The organism is Brachymonas sp. J145, from assembly GCF_036312245.1.
Taxonomy (GTDB): Bacteria; Pseudomonadota; Gammaproteobacteria; order Burkholderiales; family Burkholderiaceae_C; genus Brachymonas; species Brachymonas wangyanguii.
Genome location: NZ_JAZDCI010000019.1, coordinates 1 through 17,976, shown reverse-complemented (window position 1 = coordinate 17,976; position 17,976 = coordinate 1). Strand labels below are relative to the sequence as shown.

The following is a 17,976-nucleotide window of genomic DNA, read 5'->3' as shown; positions in this document are numbered from 1 at the left end:
TGAACCGCCCCGGATTTTGAGGAGAGCTCAACTCTTGAGAAGATGGAGCCATGAACAAGTCCAACAAGTTTTCCCCGGAAGTTCGCCAGCGCGCCGTTCGCATGGTGCAGGAGCACCGAGCCGACTACGCTTCACTGTGGGCGGCGGTCGAGTCGATTGCCCCCAAGATCGGCTGCGTACCCTATACCTTGCTTGAATGGGTCAAGAAAGCCGAGATCGACGCTGGCCTGCGTGCCGGCACCACCACAGCAGATGCGCAGCGGATCAAGGAGCTGGAACGCGAGGTCAAGGAACTGCGCCGGGCCAATGACATCCTGAAGACGGCCAGCGCGTTTTTTGCCCAGGCGGAGCTCGACCGCCGGCTCAAGTCGTGAAGGCCTACATCGATCGCCATCGCGATGATTACGGGGTCGAGCCCATCTGCCGGGTGCTGCAGATGGCCCCTTCGTGCTACTGGCGCCATGCTGCTCGCCAGCGCAACCCGCAACTGCGCAGTGCGCGTGCGCAGCGTGACGACCATTTGAAGGCAGATGTCCAGCGCGTGTGGCATGCCAACTGGCAGGTCTATGGCGCCGACAAGGTCTGGCTGCAGCTCAATCGCGAAGGCATCCGGGTGGCGCGCTGTACTGTCGAGCGACTGATGCGCGAGATGGGATTGCAAGGAGTGCGCCGTGGCAAGACGGTGCGCACGACGATGCCGGATACGTCAGCACCGTGTCCGCTGGACCACGTCAAACGCCAGTTCAAGGCCAGCCGCCCCAACGAGTTGTGGGTGTCGGATTTCACGTACGTTTCGACCTGGCAGGGCTGGCTGTATGTCGCCTTTGTCATTGACGTGTACGCCCGGCGCATCGTGGGCTGGCGGGTCAGCCGCAGCATGCACACGGATTTTGTGCTCGATGCGCTGGAGCAAGCCTTGTACGAACGCCAGCCGGCGGCCCATGCCTTGACGCACCACAGCGACAGGGGCAGTCAGTACGTCAGCATCCGCTACACCGAGCGTCTGGACCAGGCGGGCATCCAGCCGTCCGTAGGCAGCCGTGGCGACAGCTACGACAACGCGCTGGCCGAGACCGTCAACGGGCTGTACAAGGCCGAGCTGATTCACCGCCGGGGCCCCTGGAAGACCAGGGAATCCGTGGAACTGGCCACCCTGCAATGGGTGCATTGGTTCAACCACGTCCGAGTGCTCACGCCGATTGGGGGTATTCCTCCGGCAGAAGCTGAGGCACACTACTGGAGGCAACTCGCCGCCAGCAACACCTTGGAAGAGGTGTCAACTTAAACCAATCGGCCTCCTCAAAATCCGGGGCGGTTCAGGGAACGATGGTTCAGGCAGTTCAGCCAACTGGATGGTGAAGACATCGCGAGGATTCCTCGCATGCACTTTGATCAGTCACTGCTGGCTATAGAGGCGGCCAAGCGGGGTCACGGCGTAGTGCTGGCCAGTCCTTACCTCACCGAGGCAGAGGTTGCCAGTCGGGCCTTGATTGAGCCGTTTGACTGCTGCCTCAAACTTGAAAATGGCTACTACGTAGTTCACCCAAGCAAGACAATACCTGGCCAGGCAGCCATGCGAGTCAAGCAGTGGTTGATTGAAGAGGCTGCGAAGGTTGCCAAGGCCGGGATTGCGAGCGAGTCCGGCCAGTCGCCCAGTTCGTGGCCATGACAGCAAAGGGGCGAAACCAGCGATCGGATCGCTTGCCGCACTGAACAGCGCCCCGTTCCATGTCGCCTCGATTTATGCGCTGAACCACGGGAGAGCCGCTGTACCCCATCCGGCCACAGTTCGCCCTTGGGCGATTCATGCCGGTATGCCATGTAAAAAAGCCCCGCAGCGGTTGCTGCGGGGCTGGATGCCTTGTGGAGCAGGGCGGTGCTGCCGCCCATGCTGCGGTGGCTTACTTGTCCTCGCCGTTCTCGCCGTTGACCGGGCGGTAGCTGGCGGTATCGAGGCGCGGCTTGCTGGCCGTCGCATCACCATTCGGGTAGCGCGTCTGGTTCTGGGCCATGTAGGTGTCGTGCATCTGGTGGGCCTCGTCCAGCAGGTCCAGCAGCTTCTGCTCGTCCTGCAGCAGGTGCTTGTACTCTTCCGGAATCGCCATCAGCGCCTGTTCTTCTTCCAGCAGCTGCAGGTAGTTCACTTCGCGCAAGGTCGGATCGGCTTCGTAGTCCATGTCTAAGTACTGCTTGGCGTGGCGGCGCACGCTGGAGATCACGGTCAGGATCTTGCCTTTTTGCGACATCAGCGAGGCGATCACGGTAATCACCAGGATCACGCAGATCACGATCAGCGACTGGCCGGTGGTGACCTCGATCACGCTGACCGGGTTGCCGTCGTTGATGAACGGCACGTTGTTTTCATGCAGCGCGTGCAGGATCAGCTTGGCACCGATGAAGGCCAGGATGATGGCCAGGCCGTACTTCAGGTAGACCAGGCGTTCCAGCAGGCCGTCGATCAGGAAGTAGAGCTGGCGCAGGCCCATCAGCGAGAAGGCGTTGGCGGTGAACACGATGAAGGCGCTGTCGGTCAGGCCGAAGATGGCCGGGATTGAGTCCAGCGCGAACAGGATGTCGGTGGCGCCAATGACCACCATCACCAGCAGCATCGGCGTCAGGGCACGTTTGCCGTTCTGGATCGTGAACAGCTTGTCGCGATCGTAGTAGTCGGTGGTGTGGAACAGCTTGCGCGTGACGCGCACGACGACGTTCTGATCCAGGCTTTCCTCTTCCTTCTCCGGGGCGAGCTGCTTGCCTGCCAGCATCAGTAGCAGGCCACCGAAGATGTAGAACATCCAGGCAAAGGAGTTCAGCAGCGCGGCACCGACCAGGATGAAGGCGGCACGCGCAAAGATCGAGAACAGGATGCCGAACAGCAGCACTTTCTGCTGGTAGGCGTGTGGCACCTTGAAGCCCGCCATGATGATCAGGAACACGAACAGGTTGTCCACGCTCAGGGCTTTTTCGGTGATGTAGCCGGCAAAGTACTCGACGCCGCGCTGGTGGCCAAAGACGGCCCAGACGAACACGCCAAACAGCAGGGCAATCGCCACGAACAGGATCGACCACTTGGTCGATTCCCGCAGCGTGGGGGTGTGGGCCACGCGTACGTGGAAGAAGTAGTCGTACAGGAACAGGCCGCCGATCAGGACGATCGTGACTATCCATGCCCAGGTGGGGAACATGCGGGAATCCTTTCAGCTATGGGAGCCAGCCCGGCATGGAGCTGCGGGCTGCAAAGTAAATATTAGACCGCAAAATGCCGATTGCTGCATGGCAGCATTAGCTTTTCGGGGTGACCGCCTACAGCGTTTCGCGCTGGTACGGGATGCCTTCTTCCATGACAGTCTTGTCACCAGCCCGGTGTTTCGCCAGCTAGGGCCGGACGCAAAAAAGGGCGCCGCAAGCGACGCCCAAGGACACTCGGTCCAGCGGGCAGCTGGAATCGCTGCCCGTCCAGATTACTTGTAGCCCACGCGGTCCAGCAGCTGCTGCACGCGCGTCTGGTGCTTGCCGACCACGGCGACCGGAATCGTTTCGGACTTGAATTTCTTGCTGCCGGTCATGGCGCGCAGGGCCGGGTTGGGCAGCGACACGCCCTGGACCACCGGCCATTCGTTGTTGCCGTTGGCAAAGTAGTCCTGCGCCTTGGCGCTGGCCAGGTATTCCAGGAACTGCTGTGCCAGCTGCTTGTTCTTGGAGTGCTTGGCGACGGCACCACCGGCGATGTTCATGTGCGTGCCCCAGGTCGTCTGGTTGGGGAACACGACACCGACCTTCTCGATCACGGAGCGGTCGGCCGGGTTGCCGGAGCGCATCATGCGCGCCAGGTAGTAGGAGTTGGTCAGCGCCACGCCGCATTCGCCGCTGGCGACCGCCTTGATCTGGTCGGTATCACCGCCCTTGGGGCTGCGTGCCATGTTGTTGACCATGCCCTGCAGGTAGTTCTGCGTGGCGGCTTCGCCCATGTGCTCGTACATCACGCTGAACAGGCTCAGGTTGTACGGGTGCGAACCGCTGCGCGTGCAGACCTTGCCCTTGTTCTTGGCATCGGCCAGCTCTTCGTAGGTATCGACATCGGCACGCTTGACCTGGGCCTTGTTGTAGACGATCAGGCGGGCGCGGGTCGAGAAACCGAACCAGGTGGTGCCGTCAGCCGTGGCCGCAGCGCGGTACTGCACCGGCACGGCTTTTTCCAGCGCGCTGGACTTGATCGGGGCAAACAGGCCGGCGTTGTCGGCCATCGACAGGCGTGCCGCATCCACCATCAGCACCACGTCAGCGGGGGAGGAGGCACCCTCGGCGCGCAGTCGCTGCATCACGCCGGCATCGTCGCTGTCCACGCGGTTGATCTTGACGTTGTGCGCCTTGGCAAAACCGTCGTACAGCTGCTGGTCGGTCTGGTAGTGACGTGCCGAGTAGATGTTCAGCTCCTTGGCCTGGGCGTAGGCAGCAGGAGCAGCCAGCATGCTGGCTGCCAGGGCGATGCCGGTCAGGGCCAGCTGGGTACGGGAAGAGGGCGATGTGGACATGGAAGCAAGGTCTCCGGTCAGAAAAAGGCAGCTCGCAGGAGCTGCCGGACGGATGCCAGTATATAACGTGAATGACAATGATTTTCATTCATCACGCGATGCGAGCAGGGTTTTTCTGCGTAAAAACAACGCGGTGTCGCCTCAGAACAGGCTCAGCGTCATGCCGTCATCCGCCGCCAGGCCGGCATGCGGGTCGGCTTCCCACTCGGCCAATGGCAGCAGGTTGCTGGCGCGCACGCCCAGCAGGCGGAAATGGCGCGTCAGGTCCACGCGTTTCAGGCACTGGCCGGCGTGGCGCCGGATCTCGACTGCATCGGCGGTGTAGTGGTCCACCGTCTGGTCGCGCGTGGCGATGCGGAAATCGGTATAGCGCAGCTTGATGCCAAAGGTGCGCGCCACATAGCCCTTGCGCTGCAGGTCGGCCGCCACCTGCTGGCTCAGCCGGGTGAAGATCTGCCCCAGTTCGGCCTTGTCATGCACCGCGTGCAGGTCGCGCACAAAGGTGGTTTCGCGGCTGATGCTGACCGGTTCGCTGTGCGTCACCACCGGGCTGTCGTCACGGCCCCAGGCCGATTCGTGCAGCCAGTGGCCGTAGCTCTTGCCAAACTGCTGCATCAGCCAGAGCGGATCCTGGGCGGCCAGCTCGCCAATGGTGCGGATGCCGAGTTTTTCCAGTTTGGCGCCGGACTTGGGGCCAATGCCCTTGATCTTGCGGCAGGGCAGCGGCCAGATCAGCGGCTGCAGATCATGTGTCTGCACGATGCTGATGCCATTAGGCTTGTTGAACTCGCTGGCCATCTTGGCCAGCAGCTTGTTCGGCGCCACACCGACCGAGCAGGTCAGGCCGGTGGCGTCCAGGATGCCGTGCCGGATGCGCTCGGCCAGCACGCGGCCGCCGTCCAGCTGGCCATCCGGCACCTCGGTGAAATCGATATAGACCTCGTCAATACCGCGGTTCTGCATCACCGGGGCGATGCCGGTGATGACGGCCTTGAAGCGCCGTGAAAAATCCCGGTAGCGCTCAAAGTCGGCGGGAAGCAGGATCGCGTCCGGACAGAGCCGCGCCGCCTTCATCAGGCCCATGGCCGAACCGACGCCAAACTGGCGTGCCGGGTAGGTGGCGGTGGTGATGACACCGCGCCCGACATAGCTGCGCAGACGCGGGAACTGTTCCAGTGGAATCTCGTGCAGCCGGCCGGCCCAGGCCAGCTGCAGCGGGTGGTTCGGGTTGTGGCGGCTGCCGCCGATGACGACCGGCAAGTCGCGCAACTGTGGGTAGCGCAGCAGCTCGACCGAGGCAAAGAACGCATCCATGTCCAGATGCGCGATGCGCCGGTTGCGGGACGGGGACGGAGTGCTCTCCGTACTCACCTCGGGGATGCGGTCAGGGGGCGGCGTTGACGACTTCGCTACCGGTTTCGGTGCGGATGTAGCCGCCGGCTTCCATGCGCTCCTGCTCGCTGGCAAACGGGCCGATCAGCACGCGCCAGTTGTTGTTGCGCGGCGCCACATGCACCTTGGCCGACAGGCTGGGCACCTTGTTGCGGATGGTGTTGGCCATGCGGTCGGCATTCTCGTGGCTGGAGAAGGTGCCAGCCTGCAGGTGCAGGCCCTGCAGCGGGGCATCGCTGGCCACCGGCGCTGACGGTACCGCCGTCTGGGCGGGCGCCGTGCCATTGCTGGCCGGCAGCGTGCCGCTGCCAACGCTGGCATCCACCACCGGAGCGCCGCCAGTGGCGGGCGGGTAGTAGACATTGGTGCAGGCCGCCAGGGCCAGGGCAGAAGCGGCCAGCCACAGGCCGGAATGCAGGCGGGAAGGGATGGAAGACTTCATGTGGGTATCGTGCAAATCTGTAGCAAACCGGCTGCCGGACAGCGGCAGCGCGTATCTGCCTATTGTGCCTCAGCCGCCCGGCTTTGCGATGACCGCGCGGCCGCAGCGGGCCGCTCTTGCACTTGGTAACGCCTGCGGCCTCAGCGCGGCAGCGGGTAGCTGCCCGGAATCAGGATATCGCGCGTGACATCGCGCAGCTGCGTATGGCCGCAGAAGGCCATGCTGATGTCCAGTTCCTTGTGGATGATGTCCAGCGTCTTGCTGACACCAGCCTCGCCCATGGCGCCCAGACCGTAGAGGAAGGCGCGGCCAATGGAAATGCCGCGCGCACCCAGTGCCCAGGCCTTGAGCACGTCCTGGCCGCTGCGCACGCCGCCGTCCATGTGCACTTCAACCTGGTCACCGACCGCCTCGACAATCGTCGGCAGTGCCTGGATCGAGCTCGGTGCGCCATCGAGCTGGCGGCCGCCGTGGTTGCTGACGACGATGGCATCGGCGCCGTGCTGCACTGCCAGCCGCGCATCTTCCGGCTCCATGATGCCCTTGACGATCAGCTTGCCGCCCCAGTAGCGCTTGATCTCGGCCACATCGTCCCAGCTCAGTGTCGGGTCGAACTGCTCGGCGGTCCAGGTCGAGAGCGAGCTGACATCGCTGACGCTGCTGGCGTGGCCGACGATGTTGCGGAAGGTGCGGCGTTTCGTGCCCAGCATGCCCAGGCACCAGCGCGGCTTGGTCGCGAGATTGATCAGGTTGGCAAGGGTCGGCTTTGGGGGCGTGCTCAGGCCGTTCTTGATGTCCTTGTGGCGCTGGCCCAGCACCTGCAGGTCCAGCGTCAGCACCAGCGCCGAGCAGTTGGCGGCGCGGGCGCGATCGATCAGCCGGATCATGAAATCGCGATCACGCATCACGTAGAGCTGGAACCAGAACGGATGGCCACCAGTGGCCTCGGCCACGTCCTCGATCGAGCAGATGCTCATGGTGGACAGGGTGAAGGGCACGCCAAAGGCCTTGGCGGCACGCGCCGCCAGCATCTCGCCATCGGCATGCTGCATGCCGGTCAGGCCGGTGGGGGCCAGATACACCGGCATGCGGTAATCCTGGCCCAGCAGTGGCGCGCTGGTGCTGCGGTTTTCCAGGTTCACCGCGACGCGCTGGCGGAACTGGATGCGGCGAAAATCGTCTTCGTTGGCGCGGTAGGTGCCTTCGGTGTACGAGCCGGCATCGGCATAGTCGTAGAACATGCGCGGCACACGTGCTTGCGCCAGCTGGCGCAGGTCTTCGATACAGGTGATGGTGGGCATGGTGTGCTCCTGAAAAGCATCGGCTTGTGGCTGGCAAAGCGGGCATATTACGCGATTCTGCGGCCTGGCCGGCAGCGGGTTTTACCGGTTTTGTGCCACCACGCCGGCGCCACGCACCTCGATCTGCACCTGATCGATCACACGACCATCCGGCTGGCGCAGCTGGATCACGTGGCGGCCCGGCCAGGGCAGCCAGCCGGCCTGCGGGCCCTGGCCGACCTGCTTGCCGTCGATCCACCACTGGGCTTGCGCCAGGCGCGTGCGCAGTTGCAGGCGCTGGCGCTGCGGCGGGATATCCGGGTCCAGCGCCAGAATCGTGCCGTCGGCCGGGCTGTCGATGCGCGGCGACAGCTGGCGGGATGCGGGCTGGTTCGGCAGGGCAAAAAGCGCCTGCTGCGTGCCGGTGATGAACCACTCGCTGCGTGCCGCCTCCAGCGGCTGGCCATCGTCACCCGGGCCAAAGCGTACCGGCTGGCGCAGCAGGCCGCGTGGCGGTGTCGGTGCGCGGCTGGGCAGCTCGGCATGCAGTACCTGCATCAGCTCGGCCCAGATCGGGGCCGCGCCGCTGGTGCCGCTGACATCCCACATCGCATCGCCTTCGGCATTGCCGATCCAGACGCCCACGGTATAGCGTTCGCTCCAGCCGATCGCCCAGTTGTCGCGCATGTCCTTGCTGGTGCCGGTCTTGACCGCGCTCCAGAAGCGTGTGCGCAGCACGCTGTTGATGCCGAAGGTGGTCAGGCGCGCATGGTTGTCGGACAGGATGTCGCCGATGAGGTAGCTGGCGCGTGCATCCAGCGCCTGGCGTTGCGCCGTGGCCGGGATCGCCTCGTCCAACCGCGTGCGCACCGGCGTCCAGCGGCCGCCATTGGCCAGGGCGCGGTAGGCGTTGGTCAGTTCCAGCAGGCTCATTTCCGGGCTGCCGAGCGCCAGGCTGTAGCCGTAGTAGTCGCCAGTGCGATCGAGCCGGATGCCAAACTGCTGCAGCTGCTGCGCAAACGGGTTGACGCCGACCATGCCGATGGTACGCACGGCCGGCACGTTGTAGGAGTTGCCCAGCGCCATGCGCAACGAGGTCCAGCCCTTGAAGTGGCGGTCGTAGTTCTGCGGGATATAAAGGCCGCTCTGCGTCGGGATCGCCGCCGGTGAATCGTCCAGCAGCGAGGCGGCGGTCAGGCGCGATTCGGCCAACGCCTGGCCGTAGAGAAAGGGCTTGAGCGTGGAGCCGGGCTGGCGCCGCGCCAGCACGCCGTCCACCTGCGGGCTACGGCTGGTATCGGCCGAGGCGCCGACCCAGGCCAGCACGTCGCCGCTGGTGTTGTCCAGCACCAGCACGGCACCATCGCGCACATTGCGCGTCTGCAGCTCGTGCAGCTGGCGTTGCAGCAGGGCATTGGCCTGGCGCTGCAGCGGGCCGGACAGGGTGCTGCGCAGCGTGCTGCCGCCGTCCTGGCCGCTCAGCAGCCGCTGCGCCAGATGCGGCGCGGCGCCATCGCTCGGCGCCCACGGGCGGCGCAGCAGCACGCCGGTAGCGTATAGGCCCAGGCTGTCGCACAGCATCTCCGAGGTGCCGGTGCCACGCAGCTGCGCCAGGATGCCGCAGGCGCGCTGGCCGACCTGCTGAGGCGAGGCATTGGGGGCGCGCACCAGCGCCGCGGTGATGGCGGCCTCGCGCTCATCCAGGCCGTGCGCGGCCTTGCCGAACAGGGTGCGGCTGAGTGCATCGATGCCGACCAGCTCGCCGCGGAACGGTACCAGGTTCAGATAGGCCTCGAGGATCTCGTCCTTGCGCCAGCTGCCATCCAGCCATTGCGCGGTGGCGGCCTGGCCGACTTTCTGCACGATGCTGCGGCGCCGGCCGGGCAGGCCGTCGGCATCGATCAGGCCAGCCAGCTGCATGCTGATGGTGGAGGCACCACGAGTGCGCTCGTTCCAGAGGTTGCTCCAGGCCGCTGCACCCACGGCACGCCAGTCGATGCCGCCGTGCTGGTAGAAACGCTTGTCCTCGCTGATCAGCATGGCGCTGCGCAGCGCGGGTGACACATCGGCCAGCGCGATCCAGGCACCGCGCCGCAGTTGCGGGTTGGTGCGCAGACGGTGCAGCGGCTCGCCCTGGCGGTCCAGCAGCAGCGATTCTGACGAAGCGTAGGCCTGGCGCACCGCGTCAAACGTCGGCACCGCCTGCGCCGGCAGCGCCAGGCTGGCGGCCAGCAGGCTGCCAAGCAGGGCGTGACGCAGCAAGCGCGGCAGGCGGGCTGGCATCAGGGCGCCGGCTCCACCGTGATGCGGGCGTTCGGCGTAACGCCAAATACCTCGGGCGCGTACAGCCCCTGCACGCGGGTGGCGGGCAGGCCGAAACTGCCGGCGCTGTTCAGGCGCACGGTGTATTCGATGCTGCTGGTGCCGCGCGGCAGGAACTCGTAATAGGCGCGCCAGGCTTCGAAGCCGCGTTCCACATAGGCCAGCCAGCCGTTGCCGGCCGAGCGCTCGCCTTGCGTGGCGATGGCTGAGTCACCGCCGAGCCCGCTGCCGAGCAGGGTGGCACCGGCCGGCACCGGATCGCTCACCACCACCCAGGTCATGTCGCTGGCGGCGTTGATCTCCAGCTTCACGCGCCAGATATCGCCACGGCTGTGCTTGCCGGCCACGGTTTGCTGCACCGGCGTGATGGTCTTGCGCACGGTGTAGCCGGCCGATTGCGGCGCCGTCACCGGGACCGCAGCCAGCGCCTGCACCGTGGCCCAGGGCTGGCCGCTGCCTTGCTGTTGCAGGCGCAGGCGTGCCGTACCGCCGGGAGCTGTCTGCCAGGGCAGGAAGGCCAGGTTGTTGGTGTACATGTGTGCGGCTGGCGGTGCGCCGTAAGCCGGCAGTTCCGCCGCCGGCGCGTCCGGTGCCACGCGTGTCACCTTGCGCCAGTCGATGCTGCGGCTCTGCTGGTCCAGCCGGATCAGGGTCTGGCCGCTGACCTCGGCCTTTTCGCGCTTGGCGGCAAACCGCTGCAGCGCCAGGCCACCCCACAGGTTGGCGGTGGTGGTGCTCCAGGCACCGTGCTGCTGGCGCGCGATAAAGCCGCTGACCAGCGCCGGCAAGTCGTCCTGCCAGCCCGGCAGTTCCAGCACCGCCAGGATCAGGCGCGCACTATTGGTATCGGCGTTCTGCATCAGCCACCACCAGTAGTCGTCCTGCTCGTTGCTGAAGGACAGGCGCGTGCCCTGGTAGTTCAGGCGTGTGCGCAGCAGTTGCTGTGCCTCGTCGCGCAGGCGATCGCGCTCAGCGATCGCCGGCAGGCGCTGCAGGATGTTGAGCCAGTCGATCACGCTGTGCGTCGGCCACTGCTCCGGTGTCAGCGCGATGCTGCCCAGCATCTCCGGGCGTGCCTTGCCGTAGCGCGACAGCGCTTCGATTGCGGCCAGCTTGCGCATGTCGCGGTCCTTCACCGGGCTCCAGAAATCACGTTCGATACGGCCTTCGACAAACGCCGTCAGGCCGGACAGCATGGCATCGCGGCTGGCATCGGGCAGGCGCCAGGCCGGATCGAGCTGGCCGGCTTCATGGGCGCTGGCCAGCAGGTAGGCGGTCAGCGTATCGCTGCCGCGCGAACGGCCCCCCTGTTGCGGCGGGAAGTAGCTGGCGAGGCCATCACTGTCGAGATGGCTGGGCAGCTCGTTCAGGATCGCCTGCCACTGCGGGCGATCCTGCATGCCGATGGCACGGCTGCTGCGCTGTTCCAGGCAGGTGTAGGGATACTGCGAGAACCAGTCGCGCACGCCCGGCAGGCCGTCGGCGAGCGAGGCCTGCAGCGTGACCTGCACGCCACCGCGCGCCACATCAGCGCTGCCCAGGCTGTTGGGCGGCGTGGACAGCGCGATCTCCTGGCCATTGACCTGCTCCAGCAGGCCTTGCTGCACCGTCAGCGGCACGGCCGGCAGCAGGCGCTGGCTGACGCGCAAGGCATCGCTCGCCTGGCTGCCCGCCTGGTCGGCGGCGCTGATCTCCCAGACGATTTCCTGCAGTGCCTCACCGATGGCCTGCGCCGGAATGCTGACCTCCCAGGCCACCTCCTGCGCACCTTCCGCCGGAATGTCCACGGTCTGCGGTTTCAGGTTCAGCAGCGTCGCCTTGGGCGTGAGTTCCACGCGCATCGCTTTTTGCGTGGTGTTGCGCAGCGTGACCTGGGCACGGTACTGGTCGCCTTCGCGCACCAGCGGCGGCAGGCCGCTGACAATCTGCAGATCCTGCGTGGTGCGGATGCTGGTATCGCCGGTGCCGAACAGGTCCTGGCCGCTGGTCGCCACGGCCACTATGCGGAAGCTGCTCAGCACGTCATTCAGCGGCACCGTGATGCGCGCCTCGCCATTGGCATCGAGCTGCACGCGCGGATCCCAGAACAGCAGGGTGTCCAGCAGTTCGCGCACATGGGTGCCGGCACCGCCGTCACCGCCGGCCGGCACGGCCTTGCGGCCATAGTGGCGTCGGCCAATGATTTCCATCTGCGCGGTGGAGGTTTCCACGCCCCAGGGGCGTTGCTGGAACATGGCGCGCAGCAGATCCCAGCTGGTGTTCTGGCGCAGCTCCAGCAGGGCCTGGTCGACTGCCGCCACGGCGACTTCGGCATTGGCGGCCGGCTTGCCGTCCGGCAGCAGGGCGCGAATCGTTACCTGCGCCTGCTGGCGCGGCTGGAAGCTGTCCTTGTCCGGCGTTACGCTGACCTGCAGCGTGTGCGCTTGCAGGCCGACATCGAGCTCGGCCATGCCGAGGCGGAAAGCCGGCTTGCTCAGGTCCACCAGCGGTGTCGGCGCCACGTATTCCTTGCCATCGTGCCAGAAGGCGCGCCACCATTCACGCGGGGTCTTGTAGCCCCAGGTGAAGAAGCTGTACCAGGGCACGTCGCGCAGGCGGCCGCGCAACGCCAGCACACTCACATAGACGTTCGGACCCCACTCGGGCTGGATCTTCAGTTCCACCGTCGGATCCTGGCCGTTGAGCTGTAGCACTTCGCTGTGCAGGATGCCTTCGCGTTCCACGGTCAGCAGGGCGGTGGCGTAGCGGAACGGCATGCGTACCTGCAATTTGGCGGTATCGCCCGGCTGGTAGCTGCGCTGCTCGGGCAGCACATCCATGCGGTCGTGGTCCTGGCCGCCCCACCAGATCTCGCCCTGTTTCGTCACTGTGACCGAGCTGCCGGCCTGCGACTTGCGGCCTTCGCCATCGGTCGCCGTCACCACCAGCTCGACTTCGCCCGGGTGCTTCAGCTTCGCGTTGCAGAGCAGCAGGCCGCGGCTGTCGCTCTTGCCCGAGCACAGCTCACCCATGTCTTTCGTGCTGTGCTGGTTGTCATAGGTGTAGAAGCCGCCGACCAGGCGCTTGCGGCTGGTGCTGGTGGTGTGGGCAATCGCGCGTACCGACAGCGGTACATTGGCCTGCGGCTTGCCGCTGGTATCCAGCGCCAGTGCCTGCAGTTTCAGGTCCTTGTCGACCGAGATCCAGCCTTCGGTGCGGATGCCGGCCACCACCGCGGCCGGCCAGATGCGCTGGCGCGACTGCAGGGTCTGGAAGGCACCGTTCGGATCGCTGTAAGTGGTTTCCAGCGTCAGGTCCTGCGGCTTGGCGCTGGCGGCCAGCTCGGGCAGTTCCAGCTGTGCCGTGCCATCGGCCCCCAGCGTGAGCGGCATGCGGTTGGCCAGCAGGCGCGTGCTGCTGCCGCTGCCGTCCGGGTTGGCGCTGTCATCTTCGCTGTCGTACTCAAACCAGTCGGCGTTGCGGCCAAAGCTGTAATCGCCATAGCCCGGGAAATTGATCCAGCCCTCGCGCACGCTGGCCGATACCTCCACCGGCAGGCCCTTGGCGGCACCGCCATTCAGGTAGGCCAGCTCCACCCGGACCGGCAGTTTTTGCGTGGCTACCAGCGGCGCTTTCGGCACCGGCTGGATGCTGCCGCGCATCACTGGCAGACGGAATTCCTCGACGCGGAAATCGCCGCTGTCGAGTTCGATATCACGGCCCTCGGCGTCCTTGCCCTTCATGCTGATGCGGTACATGCCGAGCTTGGCGCTGCGCGGAATCTGCCACTGCGTCTCGGCGGTCATGCCGCCGGTTGCCATCTTGCGCCAGCCCAGCGGCTGCTCGATCACGCTGTCGCTACCTACGTGGGTGAGCTTGAGCGTACCGGGCAGCGTCTGCATCGCATGCAGGCCCTGGATGGTCTCGATGCGGGCAAAGTGCTTCATCGATACCGTCTCGCCGGCACGCAGCAGGTTGCGATCCAGCACGCTGTGCGCGCGCAGGTCCGGGTTCGGGTCGGTGCTGGTGGGCACGTTGAAACGCCAGGATTCGATGCCGCGGTTCCAGTCGGTCCAGACAAAAGCCATGTCGGACACGCCCTGGGTGTCGGTGGTGCGGGCGCTGACGAACAGCGCGTTGTCACTGCCGTACTCGCCGCAGGCCGGCGCCTCGATCGCCTGCGGATGCTGCCACAGGCCGTTGGCATCGGTGGTGCCGCTGGCCAGCGGCTTGCCATTGCAGCCGCTGATGGCGACCTGCGCCTGCGGCACCGGCTTGCCGCCATCCAGCGTGGTGACCCAGACCAGCGAACCGGCGCGGCCCTGCTTGACATGCACGCCCAGGTTCGTCACCAGTGCGCCGGTGCGCACATACATGTTGCGCTGCTGGAAGTGTGGATCCAGCAGGGAGTTGCCCAGCATCGGCGAGGCGATCTCGACCACGTGGTAGCCCGGCGTCAGCGGAATGCCGACCACCTCGAACGGGCGCGGATCCTTCTCGTCGATCTGCGGCATCGTCATGGCCTGGGCCTTGGCTTCGCCCTGCAGCAGCGACAGCATGCGCGTTTCCACGCTGTCATCAGGCACGCTCTTGTAGCTGTCTTCGCTGGTCGGCTCCGGCAGCGTGGGCGGCAGCTGGCGCAGGCCGTCCTTGCGTGCGCGGCTGCGCTCGATCAGGGTCTGGTCGTAATCTGCCAGCTGGCGGTACCAGCGGATGATCTCGGCATCGGATTGCGGTGTCAGCGTGCGGATCTCGCCGGCTGGCTGCAAGGACTTGCCGGCCAGATCGCGCTCCACGCTGCGCAGTGTCACCGGCAGCAGCGCCGGGCCCTTGGGGCCTTCGGCAAAGCGCTCCAGCACCCCAAACGGCGCGGCGGCAAACTTGACCAGCGGCGGCATTGGGCCGGTGGCGACTGTCAGCGGAAAACTGCTGGCGTTGCGCAAGGGCCGGCCGGCATCGTCCTGCAGGCCTTGCGGCAGCACCAGGCGCATGCTGGCCTGTTCCGGGAACGGCGGCTTGAACTCGACCGAGCGCACGCTGCCTTGCTGCTGCGCGTCCAGTTCCGGCTGGCGTGGCTTGCTGTCGACTTCCAGCACCACCTGGCGTGCCTGCTCGATCGGTACCGGTGCGCTGAAACGCACGGTCACCGGGCGGATTGGCAGGCAGGCCGATTGCGCATTTGGCCGTTCGCAACTCATGCTGGCTTCCAGCGGCGAGCGCACCTGGTAGTCCCAGCTGCGTTGCGCTGCCTCGCCCTTGCCGGCGAACTGGCCCAGCGTCAGGCTGACGCGCGCTTCGGCCGGCAGCTTGCGGTTGCAGGCCAGCAGCACGAACTGGTCCGGCTGCTTTTTGGCATCGTCGGCAAACCAGCGCGATTGCAGGATCTGCTCGCGCGCCTCGCCGCTGACCAGGCGCAGCGGCACCGCTTCGCCCACGCCTTCGACGCGGCATTGGGCCGCGGCCTGTACCTGGGCGGCATCGACGGCACCGTTGAAGCGCAGGATGAAGATCTGGTCCTCGCTGATCTCGCCGCCCCAGGGCTGGACATCACGCGCATAAGGTGCGCCGCTGCTGAAGGCGATGCTGGTCGCCGCCAGGGTATCGCCATCCGGTGCGCGGAAGCCGGGCGTGCTGGTGGCGGTACAACGTACGCCGGCCGGCAGCACGTTCTCGAAATCAGCCGCCCAGGTGCGCGGGTTGCGCCAACCGCCGTCATGTGGCGGAATCACTGCCTGCGCTGGCCCTTCACACTGGATGCGGAACGGGGGCTGGGCCTGCGTGTCGCCGGCCGGTACGGCATCCTTGTCGAAGCGCACCAGGAACTGGCGCACCTCGCTGGTTTCACCACGCGGCGAGACGCTTTCGACTTTCAGGGCCAGGGCAGAACCGCCGGCGACCAGCGCCAGTGCCGGCAAGGACCAGCGCAGTGCGGTCTTGCGCAGGGGGGAGGGGGGCGCGAGCCGGCGATGCGGCACGGGATGTCGGGACATGCGGATCCTCCAGGATGCTTTCGAGGGACGGCCTGTTGGCAGGGTGCCGCAGCGGGCGCATGGCGCGCCGGGGACGAATGCTTCTGATTCTAGGGGAAGAGCTTGACCAGTTCGTAACAGGGACGGCCTGGAGAGGAGGTGGCTTGCGAAATCGCAATCTGGATGCAAGAAACCCCGGCAGCCGGGGCTGTCGGGGTTGGTGCATGCCTGCATGCAGGCCTCAGTCAGGAGCCGGTTCAGGCTTTCTTCCTGAACCGCTCCACAAAGGCCAGCCACTCGCCCACCATGCCACGGCGGAACAGCATCACGCAGATCACGAAGATGAAGCCGATCACCAGGTTGACCTGCTCGCCCAGGCTGTTGAACCAGTTCACGCCGGTCAGGTTGGCCAGGAAGTTGCCGATGTTGCCCAGGCGGTTCTCCAGGATCACCACGATGGTGGCACCGACCACCGGGCCCAGCAGCGTGCCCATGCCGCCAATCAGCGTCATCAGGATCACCAGACCCGACATCGACCAGTGCACGTCGGTCAGCGTGGCAAAGCCCAGCACCACCGTCTTGGTCGCACCGGCCAGGCCGGCCAGCGCCGCCGACAGCGTGAAGCACAGCAGCTTGAAGCGGTCCACGTCATAGCCCAGCGAGATGGTGCGCGGCTCGTTCTCCTTGATCGCCTTCAGGATCTGGCCGTAGGGCGAATGCACGGTACGGTAGATCAGCAGGTAGGCGGCCACCACGATGGCCAGCACCACGTAGTACATGGTGAAGTCGTTGTTCAGGTCCAGCACGCCGGCAATCATGCCGCGCGGCACGCCTTGCAGGCCGTCCTCGCCGCCGGTGAACTTGGCCTGCAGCGCGACGAAGAAGAACATCTGCGCCAGCGCCAGCGTGATCATGGCGAAGTAGATACCCTGACGGCGGATCGCGACATAGCCCATGATGACGCCGATGACGGTGGCAAAGGCGGTACCGGCGATGATGCCGATGACCGGATCGGGAATCACCTGGGTCATGACCCAGCCGGTGATGTAGCCGGCGCCGCCGAGGAAGGCGGCGTGGCCGAAGGAGAGCAGGCCGGTATAGCCGAGCAGCAGGTTGAAGGCGCAGGCAAACAGGATGAAGCACAGCAGCTTCATCATGAACACGGGGTACACCATGAAGGGTGCAGCCAGTGCCAGTAGCAGGAGGATGGCGTAGCCGATGGTCTTGTTCATTTGGAATACCTTCTGCAATTACTTCTCTTTGCCGAACAGTCCCGCGGGGCGGAACATCAGCACCAGCACCATGATGACGAACACCACGGTGGTAGAGGCCTCGGGGTAGAACACCTTGGTCATGCCCTCGATCACGCCCAGCGCCAGGCCGGTCAGGATGGAGCCGAGGATGGAGCCCATGCCGCCGATTACTACCACGGCGAAGACGACGATGATCAGGTTGGAGCCCATCAGCGGGCTGACCTGCAGCACCGGGGCCGCCAGCACGCCGGCAACGGCTGCCAGTGCCACGCCCAGGCCGTAGGTCAGGGTCACCATCAGCGGCACGTTGATACCGAAGGCCTCGACCAGCTTTGGGTTCTCGGTACCGGCACGCAGCAGGGCGCCGAGCTTGGTCTTCTCGATCACGAACCAGGTGCCCAGGCAGACCACCAGCGAGGCGAACACGACCCAGGCGCGGTAGTTGGGCAGCACCATGAAGCCCAGGTCGGTGGAGCCGCGCAGCAGCTCAGGGGCGCTGTAGGAGAGGCCGGAAACACCATACTGGGTACGAAGCAGGCCTTCGACCACCAGCGTGATGCCGAAGGTCAGCAGCAGGCCGTAGAGGTGATCCAGCTTGTAGAGGTGCTTGAGGAAGAGTTTCTCGATGACGATGCCGAGCAGGAAGACGACCAGCGGCGAGAGGAACAGCATGACCCAGTAGCTGAGTCCCAGGTATTGGCCGCCCATCCAGGCGAGCATGGCACCAAGCATGAACATGGCGCCGTGGGCGAAGTTGACGACGTTGAGCAGGCCGAAGATGACGGCCAGGCCGAGGCTGAGCATGGC

The 17,976-nt window shown here is 65.6% G+C and carries 11 protein-coding genes and 1 other annotated feature; of the genes, 2 read left to right on the top strand and 9 right to left on the bottom strand.

What is annotated here, in order from left to right:
* Window positions 1-50 precede the first annotated feature (50 nt).
* Together V1261_RS11730 and V1261_RS11725 are read left to right on the top strand one after the other, a co-directional pair.
* Window positions 51-1,285, top strand: a protein-coding gene (locus V1261_RS11730) for an IS3 family transposase (protein ID WP_329771434.1) whose coding sequence is annotated in 2 segments (ribosomal slippage) — window positions 51-333 and window positions 333-1,285 — 1,236 coding nt in all. Because the reading frame shifts where the segments join, the coding sequence is not laid out codon by codon here.
* Window positions 329-445: a sequence feature (AL1L pseudoknot), on the top strand. It overlaps the preceding gene by 117 nt.
* Before the next feature lie 96 nt (window positions 1,286-1,381).
* A complete protein-coding gene (locus V1261_RS11725; RefSeq protein WP_329771983.1) occupies window positions 1,382-1,669 on the top strand; it encodes a type 2 periplasmic-binding domain-containing protein in 288 nt (95 codons plus the stop codon).
* A 232-nt stretch (window positions 1,670-1,901) separates the two neighbouring features.
* On the opposite strand, the gene V1261_RS11720 is transcribed toward V1261_RS11725, so the two are convergent.
* The 9 genes from V1261_RS11720 to V1261_RS11680 form a co-directional block, all read right to left on the bottom strand.
* Entirely contained in the window at window positions 1,902-3,185 is a 1,284-nt protein-coding gene (locus V1261_RS11720; RefSeq protein WP_329771982.1) for a TerC family protein, read from the bottom strand.
* A 276-nt stretch (window positions 3,186-3,461) separates the two neighbouring features.
* On the bottom strand, window positions 3,462-4,532 hold the full coding sequence (locus V1261_RS11715) for an extracellular solute-binding protein (protein WP_329771981.1): 1,071 nt from the start codon (window positions 4,530-4,532) through the stop codon (window positions 3,462-3,464).
* 141 nt (window positions 4,533-4,673) lie between these two features.
* Window positions 4,674-5,846 carry a Y-family DNA polymerase gene (locus tag V1261_RS11710; RefSeq protein ID WP_329771984.1) on the bottom strand — a complete coding sequence of 391 codons (1,173 nt, stop codon included), beginning with the start codon at window positions 5,844-5,846 and terminating at the stop codon, window positions 4,674-4,676.
* Window positions 5,847-5,916: 70 nt separating this feature from the next.
* Window positions 5,917-6,366: an SPOR domain-containing protein gene (locus V1261_RS11705; RefSeq protein ID WP_329771980.1), complete on the bottom strand. Its 450-nt coding sequence runs from the start codon at window positions 6,364-6,366 to the stop codon at window positions 5,917-5,919.
* Between the two features lie 140 nt (window positions 6,367-6,506).
* Window positions 6,507-7,667: an alpha-hydroxy acid oxidase gene (locus V1261_RS11700; RefSeq protein WP_329771979.1), complete on the bottom strand. Its 1,161-nt coding sequence runs from the start codon at window positions 7,665-7,667 to the stop codon at window positions 6,507-6,509.
* Between the two features lie 81 nt (window positions 7,668-7,748).
* Window positions 7,749-9,929 carry a penicillin-binding protein 1C gene (pbpC, locus tag V1261_RS11695; protein WP_329771978.1) on the bottom strand — a complete coding sequence of 727 codons (2,181 nt, stop codon included), beginning with the start codon at window positions 9,927-9,929 and terminating at the stop codon, window positions 7,749-7,751.
* Window positions 9,929-15,937, bottom strand: coding sequence for an alpha-2-macroglobulin family protein (locus tag V1261_RS11690; protein WP_329771977.1), 6,009 nt, complete (start codon window positions 15,935-15,937; stop codon window positions 9,929-9,931). The genes pbpC and V1261_RS11690 overlap by 1 nt, the downstream gene beginning before the upstream one ends.
* Before the next feature lie 236 nt (window positions 15,938-16,173).
* The gene (locus V1261_RS11685) at window positions 16,174-17,148 is read right to left on the bottom strand and encodes a branched-chain amino acid ABC transporter permease (RefSeq protein ID WP_329771976.1); all 975 of its coding nucleotides are present in this window, start codon (window positions 17,146-17,148) and stop codon (window positions 16,174-16,176) included.
* 18 nt (window positions 17,149-17,166) lie between these two features.
* Window positions 17,167-17,976, bottom strand: an 810-nt coding sequence (locus V1261_RS11680) for a branched-chain amino acid ABC transporter permease (protein ID WP_329771975.1), incomplete at its 5' end; no start/stop codon positions are given.

Excerpts from the sequence above, each read along its gene's own strand:
- V1261_RS11700 (WP_329771979.1), bottom strand. The coding sequence starts at position 7,667 with ATGCCCACCATCACCTGTATCGAAGACCTGCGCCAGCTGGCGCAAGCA.
- V1261_RS11690 (WP_329771977.1), bottom strand. The coding sequence starts at position 15,937 with ATGTCCCGACATCCCGTGCCGCATCGCCGGCTCGCGCCCCCCTCCCCC.
- pbpC (WP_329771978.1), bottom strand. The coding sequence starts at position 9,929 with ATGCCAGCCCGCCTGCCGCGCTTGCTGCGTCACGCCCTGCTTGGCAGC.
- V1261_RS11685 (WP_329771976.1), bottom strand. The coding sequence starts at position 17,148 with ATGAACAAGACCATCGGCTACGCCATCCTCCTGCTACTGGCACTGGCT.
- V1261_RS11725 (WP_329771983.1), top strand. The coding sequence starts at position 1,382 with ATGCACTTTGATCAGTCACTGCTGGCTATAGAGGCGGCCAAGCGGGGT.
- V1261_RS11705 (WP_329771980.1), bottom strand. The coding sequence starts at position 6,366 with ATGAAGTCTTCCATCCCTTCCCGCCTGCATTCCGGCCTGTGGCTGGCC.
- V1261_RS11720 (WP_329771982.1), bottom strand. The coding sequence starts at position 3,185 with ATGTTCCCCACCTGGGCATGGATAGTCACGATCGTCCTGATCGGCGGC.
- V1261_RS11710 (WP_329771984.1), bottom strand. The coding sequence starts at position 5,846 with ATGGATGCGTTCTTTGCCTCGGTCGAGCTGCTGCGCTACCCACAGTTG.
- V1261_RS11715 (WP_329771981.1), bottom strand. The coding sequence starts at position 4,532 with ATGTCCACATCGCCCTCTTCCCGTACCCAGCTGGCCCTGACCGGCATC.